Source organism: Actinotalea subterranea (genome assembly GCF_008364845.1).
Classification (GTDB): domain Bacteria; phylum Actinomycetota; class Actinomycetes; order Actinomycetales; family Cellulomonadaceae; genus Actinotalea; species Actinotalea subterranea.
Genome location: NZ_VTTP01000002.1, coordinates 419,251 through 431,305 on the forward strand (window position 1 = coordinate 419,251; position 12,055 = coordinate 431,305).

A 12,055-nucleotide genomic window follows, 5' to 3' on the forward strand; every position below is an offset into this window, starting at 1 on the left:
GGTTGGAAACGTTTCCAGCCGATCGACCCGCAGACCCGACCTCACCGCCGAGGGGACTGACATGGCATCCGCCCGCGTCACGCTTCCGCAGGTCGCGGCGCGCGCCGGCGTATCGCTCGGCTCCGCGTCCAGGGCCCTGAACGGGAACGGGGCGAGCCCCGCGATGGTCGCCCGGGTCCAGGCCGCGGCCCGCGAGCTCGGGTACCAGCCCGACGCGACCGGCCGGTCGCTGCGCCTGCGCCGCACCTTCCAGATCGCCTTCGCCGTCGCGGACATCGGCAACCCGGTGTACGTCGAGATGCTCACCGCCATCCAGGAGGTGGTCGCCGAGCGCGGCTACCGCCTCGTCGTCGCGACCACCGGGAGCACCACGGGCTCCACGATCGAGATGGTCCAGGGCCTGTCCTCGGGCCTCGTCGACGGCCTCGTCATCAGCCCCCTACGCGTCGATGCCGCGCTCGTGACCGAGCTCCGGGCCGCGTCGATGCCCGTCGTCGTCATCGGTCGCACGCTCGCGGGCGAGGCGTTCGACGCCGTCTCGACGGACTCGGCGCGCGGCATCGGCCAGGCCGTGGCCCATGTGCTCGGCCTGGGGCGTCGGCGCCTCGGGTTCCTCAACGGCCCCCTGGACACCACCCCCGGTGAGGCCCGTCAGCGCGGGTTCGACCTCGCCGTGGGCCGCGAGGACTACCCGGGAGACTCCGTCGACTCCGAGGTCGCCGAGGACTTCACGGTCACCGCCGGGCTCGTCGGCGCACGCGCGCTGCTCGCACGCAACCTCGCGCGCGGTGCGGGCCTCGACGCGATCGTCGCGGCGAACGACCTGCTCGCCATCGGCGCGATCAAGGCGGCCCGCGAGCTCGGGCTGCGTGTGCCGCAGGACGTCGCTGTCACCGGCATGGACGACACGGAGATCGGCAAGGTGTTCGCGCCCACCCTCACGAGCGTGTCCCTGCGCTCGAGCGAACGCGGCCGCGCGGCGGCGGAGCTGCTGCTCTCGCGCCTCGAGGAGCCGGGCAGAGATGCGCGGCGGGTCTTCGTCGAACCCGCGCTCGAGGTCCGTGAGTCGACGCTCGACGCCGGAGGTGCCGCATGACCGCCACGAGCCTGACCAGGCCTGCCAGCACCGGCGGTGGCCGCGGGAGACGGCCCGGCCGGAGCGGTGCGCGCAGCATGGGCGGGGTCGGCCGCGCCAAGCGTCGCGAGGCGATCGCCCTCGTCGTGCCGTCCCTCCTGCCCGTGCTGCTGCTCAGCGTCGCCCCGCTGCTCGTCGGCGTCCTGCTCGCGTTCACCGACGCCCGCCTGGTCCGTCGGCCCGAGTACGAGGTCGTCGGCCTGGAGAACTTCCAGCGTCTGCTGGACAACGGCTTCTTCTGGGACTCGTTCCGCATCGGGATGGTCTGGGCCGTGTCCGTGACGGTGCTCCAGCTGCTGGCGGGCATGGGGCTCGCGCTCCTTCTCAACGCCGACCTGCGGCTCCAGGGGCTGACCCGTGTCCTCGCGCTCATCCCGTGGGCGATGCCGCCCGTGGTCGTGGCGATCATGTGGCGGATGATCTACTCGCCCAACGCCGGGCCCCTCAACGCGGCGCTGGGCGGGCTCGGGCTGCCCGACGACATCAACTGGCTCGCCGACTTCTCGACCGCGTTACCGGCCGTCGTCGTCGTGGGCGTCTGGGTCGGGATGCCGCAGACGACCGTGACACTCCTCGCAGGCCTCCAGCAGATCCCTGGCGAGCTCAACGAGGCGGCGTCCGTGGACGGCGCGAACGCGTGGCGCCGCTTCACCGCGGTCACGCTCCCGTCGCTGCGCCCCATCGTCACGTCGATCACGTCGCTCAACTTCATCTGGAACTTCAACTCGTTCAGCCTCGTGTACGTCCTGACCGAGGGCGGCCCGGGCGGCAAGACGATGCTGCCGATGCTGTTCACATACCTCGAGGCGTTCAAGAACCGCAACATCGGGTACGCCGCGGCGATGGGCGTCGTCCTCGTCGTCGTCGTCGTCCTGCTGCTCTCGGCCTACCTCTGGTCGCAGTTCCGTGCCGAGAAGGAGCGCTGACGTGCGAGTCCTCGTCAAGCCGGCCCAGTACCTCGCCCTGGCGGCCTACATCGTGTTCCTCGGCTTCCCGCTCCTGTGGCTGGTGTCCGCCTCGTTCAAGTCGTCCGCCGAGCTGAACTCGCTCACGGTCAACCTGATCCCGCAGGACTGGCGGTGGGAGAACTTCAGCGAGGCGCTCGAGCGGCAGGGCCTGGTGCGGTCGGCCGCGAACTCGATCGTCGTCGCGCTCGTCTCGACCGCCCTCGTCATCCTCATCGCACTGCCCGCCGCCTACGCGCTCGCGCGGTTCCGGGGCCTGCTGCGCACCGTGGGGACGGGCTGGATCCTCGTCAGCCAGGTGTTCCCGGTCATCCTGATCATCCTGCCGCTCTTCCTCATCCTGCGGACGATCGGCCTGACGGACAGCCTCGTGGGCCTCACCCTCGTGCACGCCACGTACACGCTGCCCTTCGCGCTCTGGATGCTCCAGGGGTACGTCACGGCGATCCCGACCGAGCTCGAGGAGGCCGGGGCGATGGACGGCGCCGGGCGCACCCGGGTGCTGCGCGAGATCGTCTTCCCCCTGCTCATGCCCGGGATCGTCGCGACCGCGATGTTCTCGTTCGTGTCCTCCTGGAACGAGTTCTTCTTCGCCCTCGTGCTCCTCCAGTCGCCCGACAACTACACCCTGCCCATCACGCTCAAGATGTTCATCGGCGGTGAGGGCAAGGTCGCCCTCGGGCCCCTCGCCGCGGGCTCCGTGCTCGCAGCCATCCCCAGCATCGTCTTCTTCTCCTTCATGCAGAAGAAGCTCACCGGCGGCCTCCTCTCCGGCGCCGTCAAAGGTTGAACCGATCCCCTCGAAAGGCAGCCGAATCATGCACAAGCGTGGCGCTTCCATCGCTGCAAGCCTCACGGCCGGCATCCTCCTGCTCACCGCATGCAGCGGGAGCGGCCAGGACGAGGGCGGGGAGGCGGTCGACGAGACCGCCGAGCCCGTCGAGCTGACCTTCCAGTCCCTCTCCGACCAGCCTGCGGCGATCGAGGCCACCGAGTCCATCGTCGCCGCCTGGAACGAGGCGAACCCCGACGTGCAGGTCGAGATCGTCCCGGCCGGCTGGGACGGCATCTACGACAAGCTCATCACCCAGTTCAACGGCGGAGCGGCGCCGGACATCATCCACTACGAGGCCGCGAGCATCGTCCCCTTCGCCGTCGACGGCTACCTCGCAGACCTGTCCGAGCACATGTCCGAGGACTTCGTGGCCGACGTGCCCGAGGGGATCATGGAGAGCGTGACCGTCGACGGCGAGGTCATCGCGTACCCGACCGAGCTCCAGTCCTACATGGTCTTCGCGAACAAGACGCTGCTGGACCAGGCAGGTGTCGAGATCCCGAGCGGCGAGACCATGACGTGGGAGGAGCTGCGCGAGATCGCCCTGGCGACGACGACGGGCGGCACCTACGGCCTCGGCTGGGGCCTCAAGAGCCCGACCGCCGCGTTCATGACGATGGCCCCCGCCTTCGGTGGCACCTTCTTCGAGGGCACGGGCGCCGACGCCGAGCTCACCGTGGGCGAGGGCGAGCTCGCGATCCCCGAGCTCGTGCGCGCGATGAGCACCGAGGACTCCTCGATCCTGCCCGTGAGCCTCACGCAGTCGGGCTCCGAGGTCCTCGCGTCCTTCTACGCCGGTGCGATCGCGATGACCATCCAGGGCTCGTTCCAGGCCGCGAACATCGCGGCCGACGCGCCCGAGGGCTTCGACTGGGTCGTGCTCCCGCCGCTCGAGGGCCCGGACGGGGCCGGCCAGGCCGCGAACCCCCAGACGCTCTCGGTCAACATCGACTCCGAGCACGTGGAGGAGTCCGCGGAGTTCCTCAACTTCTTCACGCAGGCCGAGAACCTGGCCGCGCTCAACGAGGCCGACGCACTCATCCCCGCGTCGAGCTCGGCCCAGGAGCTCATGGCGAAGAACCTCGAGGGCGAGCCCGGCTGGGACGTCGTGCTCTCCTCAGGCCAGCACATGACGGACGCGCCGTACCTCTTCGTCGACGCGTACGCGCAGTGGAAGGACACCGTGGCGACGCCCGCGTTCCAGCGGTTCCTCGCCGGTGAGATCGACGCCGACGGGCTCGCCGAGGCGCTGCAGAGCGGTTGGGACGAGATCACCGCCTGACCCGCCGCGCGGGCCGGCCGAGCATGCCGGCCCGCGCGGTCGCAGCAGGTGAGCAGGGATCTGGGACGAGCAGGACACGAGGCAGGGAGCGGGACGTGAGCTGGTTGGCGGACAGGGCTGTCGCGGTCATCACGGGTGCGGCCGTGGGCGACGCCCTCGGGGGCGCCACCGAGGGCTGGACGCCCGAGCAGATCGAGGAGCGGCACGGCGGCCGGGTGACCGGAATCGTGGGGCCGTTCCACGAGAACTGGCGCGATGCGCGACCGATCGCGCCGTACCACAAGGGCGACGGGCACATCACCGACGACACCCTCATGACGCGCGCGCTGGTCGAGGTCTACGCGGCGCGCCGCGCGCACCTCGACGCGTACGCGGTCGCCGAGGAGCTCGTGCCGCGGATGATCGGGGAGCCTCGGTGGATCCCCGAGCTCGAGGCGGACGCGCTCATCCTGCAACGCGTCTTCCTCGCCGAGAAGTGGCTCGTCGCCCGCCTGCACTACGGCCACGTCGACCCGCGCGAGGCCGGTGTCGGCAACATCGTCAACTGCGGCGCCGCGATGTACATGGCGCCCGTCGGGCTCGCCAACGCGGGTGACCCCTCAGCGGCGTACGCGGAGGCGATCGACGTCGCGGGGGCGCACCAGTCGAGCTACGGCCGGGAGGCTGCGGGCGTGTTCGCCGCGGCCGTCGCGGCCTGCGTCACCCCGGGCGCCGACGTCGCGTCCGTCCTGACGGCGGCGACCGACGTCGCGCACGACGGCACGGCCGACGCGATCGCCGCCGTCGTCGCCGCCGTGCATGGCTGGGCTGCGCCTACGACCGACGAGCAGGAGCGCGAGCTCGCGCGGGCCGTCCGCGCGGCCGTCGCACCCTACGACTCGGTCGGGCCGGAGTACCGCAACATGTCGCGCGACGCCCGGCGCCCCTCGCGGACCAAGGCGATCGAGGAGCTGCCCGTGGCGCTCGGCCTCCTCGCGGGCCACGGAGGTGACTTCCGCGGTGCCGTCCTCGCAGCCGTCAACTACGGCCGGGACGCCGACTCGATCGCCGTCATGGCGGGCGCGCTCGCGGCGGGCATCGGCGGGGTCGACGTCGTGCCCACCGAGTGGCTCGACCCGATCGAGGCCGCGAGCCGGATGGACGTCCGGGCGACCGGGCGGCTCATGGGTGAGGTCGCGGGCGAGATCCTCGCCGACGACCGACGCCGGGCGCAGGCCCGGGCAGCGGCGCTCGCCGACCTCCTGGGAGGGGAGCAGGCGTGAGGCTCACGTGGGCCCAGCCCGAGGACCTCGTCGCGCACGAGCTCGTCCAGTCAGCCGCCGAGGGGCGTGACGTCGCCGACGTCGCAGCCCGGTGGGAGGCTGCCGGGGGAGACCTCGTCCCCGCCGTGAGCGGCGCCAGCACGACGCCTGCGACGGCCGACCTGCGCGCGCTCGCACGTGAGCTCCTCGTCGAGCTCGACGGGCTCGCGCGCCCGGTGGACGCCGCAGAGCCCGACGAGTGGGACGCGATCGTCGCGCTCCTGCCTCCCGAGCCGGCACTGCCTCGCCCCGCGGCCGACACCGGCGCACCCGCAGCGCGCGCGGAGCTCGAGGGGCGCGTGCGCGGCGCGTGGACGGGCCGCGCGGCGGGCTGCCTGCTCGGCAAGCCGGTCGAGAAGATCCCCAGGGCCGGGATCGAGGAGATCCTGCGCGCCGCGGGCCGCTGGCCGCTCGACCGCTACTTCACGGCCGTCGGCCTGCCCGACGACGTCGCCGCGCGGTGGCCGTGGAACCGGCGGAGCGCACCGACGTCGCTCGAGGAGAACATCGACGGGATGCCCGAGGACGACGACCTCAACTACCCGCTGCTCGCGCTCGACCTGCTCGAGCGGCACGGCGCGTCGTTCACGTCCGACGACGTCGCGCAGCTGTGGATCGACGCACTGCCCGCGGGCCGCGTGTTCACGGCGGAGCGCGCCGCGTACCGGAACGTCCTCGACGCGCGGCCGGTCCCGCAGACCGCGACCTACCTCAACCCGTTCCGCGAGTGGATCGGTGCGCTCATCCGCGCGGACGTGCACGGCTGGGTCAGGCCCGGCGACGTGCGTGGCGCGGCCCGGCTCGCGTACACCGACGCGCGCCTGAGCCACACGCGCAACGGCGTCTACGGTGCCATGTGGGCCGCGGCGCTCTGCTCGGCGTCGCTCGTCTGCGACGACGTGGACGAGGTGCTCGACGCCGCCCACGCCGTGGTTCCGCCCGGCAGCCGCCTGGATGTGGCGATCCGCCTCGGACGCTCCGCGGCCCTCCAGGGCGACCTCACGCAGGGCCTCGACCTCCTCCATGCCGAGCTCGGTCACCTGCACTGGGTGCACGTGCTCAACAACGCCGCCGTGATCGCGTACGCGCTCGCACGCAGCGGCGGCGACCTCGGCACCGGCATCACCACCGCCGTGACCGCAGGGTGGGACACGGACTCCGCCGGCGCGACCGTCGGCTCGGTCCTCGGCGGGCTCGCCGGTGCGGACGGTGTGCCGGCGCGCTGGGCGGACCCCATCCGCGGGCGCATCGCGACGACCCTGCCGGGCGGCGCGCAGCGCTCGATCGACGACCTCGTGCACCGCACGCTCGCCCTCCAGGCGGCGCTCCCGGCCGGGTCGGGCGCCCGCGGTGCGTCACCGGGCGTGCGTGCCGGGAGCGGGGCGGCCACGCAGGACCAGGCGGGCGCGGACCACGCCGCCGCGACGAGGACGGGGGGCGGGCGATGAGCGGCGAGGTCGTCGTGGTGGGCAGCGCCAACGTGGACCTCGTCGTCCCCGTCGAGCGCCACCCCGGTGCGGGTGAGACCGTCCTCGGGGGTGACCTCGTCCGCAGCCCGGGTGGCAAGGGCGCCAACCAGGCCGTCGCCGCCGCGCGTGCCGGCGGTGCGGGCACCACGTTCCTGGGCGCCGTCGGGCGGGACGACGCGGCGGCGCTGCTGCTCGCGTCGCTCGACGGTGCGGGCGTGCGCACGGACCTGGTCGCACGCGTGGGCGCCGCGACGGGAACCGCGCTCATCAGCGTCACGCCGGACGGGGAGAACGCGATCGTCGTCGCCCCGGGGGCGAACGCCCGGGCGACGCTCGACGCGGCCGGGGCCCGCGCCGTCGGGCAGGCCGACGTCGTGCTCGCCCAGCTCGAGATCCCGCTGCCGACGGTCGTCGCCGCGGCTCGCGCGCGCCGCCCGGGCGCCCGGTTCGTGCTCAACGCCGCACCGTCGCGCACCCTGCCCGCGGAGCTGTGGTCCCAGGTCGACCTCCTCGTCGTCAACGAGCACGAGGCGCGGGACGTCGCCGAGACCGAGGGCACGCCCGCGGAGCTCGCGACCGCCCTGCTCGAGCGGGTGCCCGCGGTCGTCGTGACCCTCGGCTCCCACGGGTGCCTCGTCGCCGAACGCGGCCAGCCGCGGGTCGAGGTACCGGCCCTGCGCGTGACGGCCGTCGACACGACAGGTGCGGGTGACACGTTCTGCGGCGTCCTGGCGGCCTCGCTCGCGCGCGGGGAGAGCCTCGTCGACGCGGTGCGGCTCGCGAGCGCCGCGGGTGCGCTCGCGGTGACGACGCCGGGTGCGCAGGCAGCCGTCCCGTCGGCCGCGGCCACGCGTGAGCTGGCCCGCGCGATGGCGGGCGCCCCGCACGACCCGTCCGCCCGTGGCATGGGGGAGGGCGCGTGAGCTACGTGTTCGACCCCCTGGTGCCGCGGCCGATCGACCTGCCGACGGTCGTCCACCTCGGTGCGCCGACGGACGTCGAGGGGCTCCGTGACCTCGACGACGCGAAGATCTTCGCCGCGCCGGACAACCCCGTGCAGTGGTCGGCGTGGCGCGAGCGCCTCCACACGTGGCGCTCCGACGCCCGCGTGCGCCACGCGTACAGCGACGCCGCGTACCGGCGCGAGGGTGCGGCGTGGGCCGCGACCTGCCACGCGGTCGCGCAGGTGTGGCTGTGGGACGAGCTCCTCTACTCGTTCGAGGAGCACCGGTTCACGCCCGAGCGGCTCCTCGCGGACGCCGAGCGCTTCGGTGGCCTGGACGCCGTCGTGCTGTGGCACGCGTACCCCGTCATCGGCATCGACGACCGCAACCAGTGGGACTTCTACCGGGACGTCCCCGGCATCCACGGGCTCGTCGCGGACCTGCACGCCGCGGGGCTGCGGGTGTTCGTCGACTACAACCCGTGGGACGTCGGCACCCGGCGGGGCCGCGACGACGTGACCGAGCTCGCCGAGCTCGTCGCCGACCTCGGGGCGGACGGGGTGTTCCTCGACACCCTCAAGAAGGCCGAGCCGGAGCTCGTCGAACGGCTCGAGCGCGCGCGGCCGGGCGTCGTGCTCGAGGGCGAGTCCAAGCTTCCGGTCGCGCGGGTCGCCGACCACGCGCTCTCGTGGGCCCAGTTCTTCGCCGACAGCCCCGTCCCCGGCGTGCTGCGCGCGCACTGGTACGAGCGTCGCCACATGCAGCACCACGTGCGGCGGTGGCACCGGGACCACGGCGAGGAGCTGCGCTCGGCGTGGCTCAACGGTGTGGGCGTCATGGTCTGGGAGGTCGTCTTCGGCGTCTGGGTCGGCTGGAACCCGCGCGACGCGTCGACGCTGGCACGCATGCTCACGGTCCAGCGCGCAGCGGCGGACCTGCTCCTCGACGGCGAGTGGACGCCGCTCGCCCCGCTCGCCCCGGGAGCGTTCGAGGCCGGTGTGGTCGCGTCGGCGTTCGCACGTGACGGCGTGACGTTGTGGACCCTCGCGAACCGCGGCTCGTCCGACGCCGTCGGGCCATGGGTCGAGGTGGGCGAGGGGCGTGTGGTGGACCTCCTCGGGCCGGACACGCCCGACGGCGTCGTCGTCCCCGCCGGGAGCGTCGCCGCGGTGCTGCACCTCGCGCCCGGTGTCGCGGAGCCGGGGTGGGTCGCCCAGGTACGCGCGACGGCCGCCGCCCGGCCGCACGACGCCGACGCCTCGTTCCCGCACCGGGTCGCCCGACGCGTGGGCCCGCCGTCGCCGGTGGCCGTCGCCCACGCGGACGTCCCGGGCGACGCGGTCGTGGTGCCTGCAGGGGAGTACGTGCTCACGGTGCGCTACCGGGCGCGCGAGACCGGGATGTACCAGGGGGCGCCGTACGTCGACGAGTGGAAGCCCCTGCCCCCGCGGCTGCACGACGCGCGGACCCTTCAGCGTGACGGCGCCCTCGAGCGTCCCGTCGCCGTCGCGTCCCGCGACGTCACGAACGCCGAGTTCGCCGCGTTCCTGACCGCCACCGGCTACCGACCCGCCGTCGGGCACCGGTTCCTGGCGGGCTGGGACGACGGACGCCCGCCCGTGGGCCGCGAGCACGAGCCCGTGACCCACGTGGACCTGGGGGACGCCCGCGCGTACTGCGCGTGGCGGGGCGGTCGGCTGCCGACGGAGGACGAGTGGCAGCTCGCGGCGCAGGCCCTGGCGACCGGCCGCGCGACGTCCGGGCCATCCGTACCGCCCGGCCCGCGGGTGTGGAGCTGGACCGAGAGCGAGCACAGCGACGGACGCAGCCGCTTCGTGATGCTCAAGGGCGGTGCGGACCACGTGTCGCAGGGCTCGGAGTGGTACGTCGACGGCGGTCCGCAGGACCCGTCGTTCGCGCTCAAGCTCCTGCTGCCCGGCCTGGGCGTCGCACGCAGCGCGAGCATCGGCTTCCGGTGCGCCTGGACGCTGGAGGAGGCACCGTGAGCGTCTCGCGCGACCCGGCCGACGGCCCGCTCGCGGGTCTGCGCGTCCTCGACGTCTCCACGCTGTTCGCGGGGCCCATGGCGGCGATGCACCTCGGCGACATGGGCGCCGACGTGGTCAAGGTCGAGCACCCGCGCCGCCCCGACCCGTCGCGCGGCCACGGCGCCACGAAGGACGGCGTGAACCTGTGGTGGAAGACGCTGGGCCGCAACAAGCGCGCGGTGACGGCCGATCTGAGCTCGCCGGGTGGCCGCGAGGTCCTCGAGCGGCTCGCCGCGCGCGCCGACGTCATGATCGAGAACTTCCGCCCCGGGACCCTCGAACGCTGGGGCCTGGGCTACGACGTGCTCTCGGCGGCGAACCCCGGGCTCGTCCTCGCACGCGTGAGCGGGTTCGGGCAGGTGGGCCCGTACCGGTCGCGGCCGGGCTTCGGGACGCTTGCGGAGGCCATGAGCGGGTTCGCGGCGATGACGGGCGAGCCCGACGGCCCACCGACCCTCCCGCCCTTCGGGCTCGGCGACGGCATCGCGTCCCTCGCGACGGCGTACGCGGTCATGGTCGCTCTGCACGCGCGTGCCGCGTCGGGGCGCGGGCAGGTCGTGGACATCGCGATCATCGAGCCGATCCTCGCGATGCTCGGGCCGCAGATCACCCGGTGGGACCAGCTCGGCACCGTCCAGCCCCGCACCGGCAACCGGTCCGCGAACAACGCGCCCCGCAACACGTACCGCACGAGCGACGGCCACTGGCTCGCGGTCTCGACGTCCGCGCAGTCCATCGCGGAGCGCGTCATGACCCTCGTGGGGCGGCCCGACCTCGCGGCCGAGCCCTGGTTCGCGACGGGTGCGACGCGGGCGTTGCACGCGGACGAGCTCGACGCGGCCGTCGGCGGGTGGATCGCCGGGCGTTCACGGGACGAGGTGGTCGCGGCGTTCGAGGCCGCGCAGGCGGCGGTCGCGCCCGTCTACGACGCCTCGGACATCGTCGCGGACCCCCAGTTCCAGGCGCTCGGCACCATCCACGAGATCGACGACCCGGAGCTGGGCCCGATGCGGATGCAGGGCCCGCTCTTCAGGCTCTCGGACGACGACGCCGTCCTCTCCTTCACGGGACGGGCGCACGGCGCCGATACCGACGCCGTGCTCGCCGAGCTCGGCTACACGTCCGAGCAGGTCACGGCCCTGCGCGAGGCCGGTGCGGTGTGAGCGCCGTGCCCGCGCCGGGCTCGGCGCCCGGACCCCGCCCCGTCCTGACGCTCCTCTACGCGCCCGCGGACCGGCCCGACCGCGCCGCCAAGGCCCTCGCGAGCGACGCCGACGTGGCTGTCCTCGACCTCGAGGACGCCGTGGCGCCCGCCCACAAGGATGCGGCGCGGGAGTCACTGGTCCCGCTCCTGGGCGCGATCGACCCGGCCGTGCGCCGCGTCCAGGTCCGGGTCAACGGCCGTGGCACACCGTGGCACGACGCCGACGTGCTCGCCGTCGCCGCGCTGCCGCCCGACGTCGGTGCCCGGGTCCCGAAGGTCGAGGACCCGGACACCGTGCGCGCGCTCGCCGCGACGCTGCCCGGCCGCGCGCTGCACCTGATCGTCGAGTCCGCGCTCGGCGTGGAGCGCGCGTTCGAGCTCGCGTCGGCGTCGGGCCAGGTCGCGACGCTCGGCCTGGGGGAGGCCGACCTGCGCGCCGACCTGGGGGTGAGCGACGACGCCGGGCTCGCGTGGGCGCGGAGCCGCGTCGTCGTCGCTGCCCGGGCCGCCGGTCTGCCCGCACCGACGATGTCGGTCCACCCCCATGTCCGCGACGTCGACGGCCTGGTCGCGTCCTGCCGTGCCGGGCGTGCGCTCGGCTTCCTGGGCCGGGCGGCCATCCACCCCGCCCAGCTCGCACCGATACGTGCCGCCTTCCGCCCGACGGACGCCGAGGTCGAGCGCGCGCAGGAGGTCCTGGACCGGGTCGCGCAGGCCCACAGCGCCGGCGTGGGCGCGTTCGTGCTCGCCGACGGCACGTTCCTCGACGCCGCGATGGTCGCGCAGGCCCGCACCGTCGTCGCGCTCGCGCACCTCCCGTAGCCGACCTGCCGCACGCACGTCAGCCCACCCGCCGCACGCACGTCAGCCCA

The 12,055-nt window shown here is 74.0% G+C and carries 10 protein-coding genes; all 10 read left to right on the forward strand.

Features of this window, described 5'->3' with window-relative positions:
* Window positions 1-61 precede the first annotated feature (61 nt).
* The 10 genes from FZ988_RS04910 to FZ988_RS04955 all read left to right on the forward strand — a co-directional run bounded on the left by FZ988_RS04910 (window position 62) and on the right by FZ988_RS04955 (window position 12,005).
* Window positions 62-1,096, forward strand: a complete 1,035-nt coding sequence (locus tag FZ988_RS04910; protein ID WP_149202875.1) for a LacI family DNA-binding transcriptional regulator — start codon at window positions 62-64, stop codon at window positions 1,094-1,096.
* A complete protein-coding gene (locus FZ988_RS04915; protein ID WP_149202876.1) occupies window positions 1,093-2,061 on the forward strand; it encodes a carbohydrate ABC transporter permease in 969 nt (322 codons plus the stop codon). The genes FZ988_RS04910 and FZ988_RS04915 overlap by 4 nt, the downstream gene beginning before the upstream one ends.
* 1 nt (window position 2,062) lies before the next feature.
* Entirely contained in the window at window positions 2,063-2,890 is an 828-nt protein-coding gene (locus FZ988_RS04920) for a carbohydrate ABC transporter permease (RefSeq protein WP_149202877.1), read from the forward strand.
* A 28-nt stretch (window positions 2,891-2,918) separates the two neighbouring features.
* Window positions 2,919-4,217 (forward strand): ABC transporter substrate-binding protein, encoded by a 1,299-nt coding sequence (locus FZ988_RS04925; RefSeq protein ID WP_149202878.1) that lies wholly within the window; start codon window positions 2,919-2,921, stop codon window positions 4,215-4,217.
* Between the two features lie 95 nt (window positions 4,218-4,312).
* A complete protein-coding gene (locus FZ988_RS04930; RefSeq protein ID WP_246169217.1) occupies window positions 4,313-5,479 on the forward strand; it encodes an ADP-ribosylglycohydrolase family protein in 1,167 nt (388 codons plus the stop codon).
* Window positions 5,476-6,966: an ADP-ribosylglycohydrolase family protein gene (locus tag FZ988_RS04935; RefSeq protein ID WP_149202880.1), complete on the forward strand. Its 1,491-nt coding sequence runs from the start codon at window positions 5,476-5,478 to the stop codon at window positions 6,964-6,966. Before FZ988_RS04930 ends, FZ988_RS04935 begins: the two co-directional genes overlap by 4 nt.
* Window positions 6,963-7,910: a ribokinase gene (locus FZ988_RS04940; protein WP_149202881.1), complete on the forward strand. Its 948-nt coding sequence runs from the start codon at window positions 6,963-6,965 to the stop codon at window positions 7,908-7,910. Before FZ988_RS04935 ends, FZ988_RS04940 begins: the two co-directional genes overlap by 4 nt.
* Complete coding sequence (locus FZ988_RS04945) at window positions 7,907-9,937, forward strand: SUMF1/EgtB/PvdO family nonheme iron enzyme (RefSeq protein WP_149202882.1); 2,031 nt, start codon at window positions 7,907-7,909, stop codon at window positions 9,935-9,937. Before FZ988_RS04940 ends, FZ988_RS04945 begins: the two co-directional genes overlap by 4 nt.
* On the forward strand, window positions 9,934-11,142 hold the full coding sequence (locus FZ988_RS04950) for a CaiB/BaiF CoA transferase family protein (RefSeq protein ID WP_149202883.1): 1,209 nt from the start codon (window positions 9,934-9,936) through the stop codon (window positions 11,140-11,142). The genes FZ988_RS04945 and FZ988_RS04950 overlap by 4 nt, the downstream gene beginning before the upstream one ends.
* Complete coding sequence (locus FZ988_RS04955; RefSeq protein WP_246169219.1) at window positions 11,139-12,005, forward strand: HpcH/HpaI aldolase/citrate lyase family protein; 867 nt, start codon at window positions 11,139-11,141, stop codon at window positions 12,003-12,005. The genes FZ988_RS04950 and FZ988_RS04955 overlap by 4 nt, the downstream gene beginning before the upstream one ends.
* Window positions 12,006-12,055: the final 50 nt, after the last annotated feature.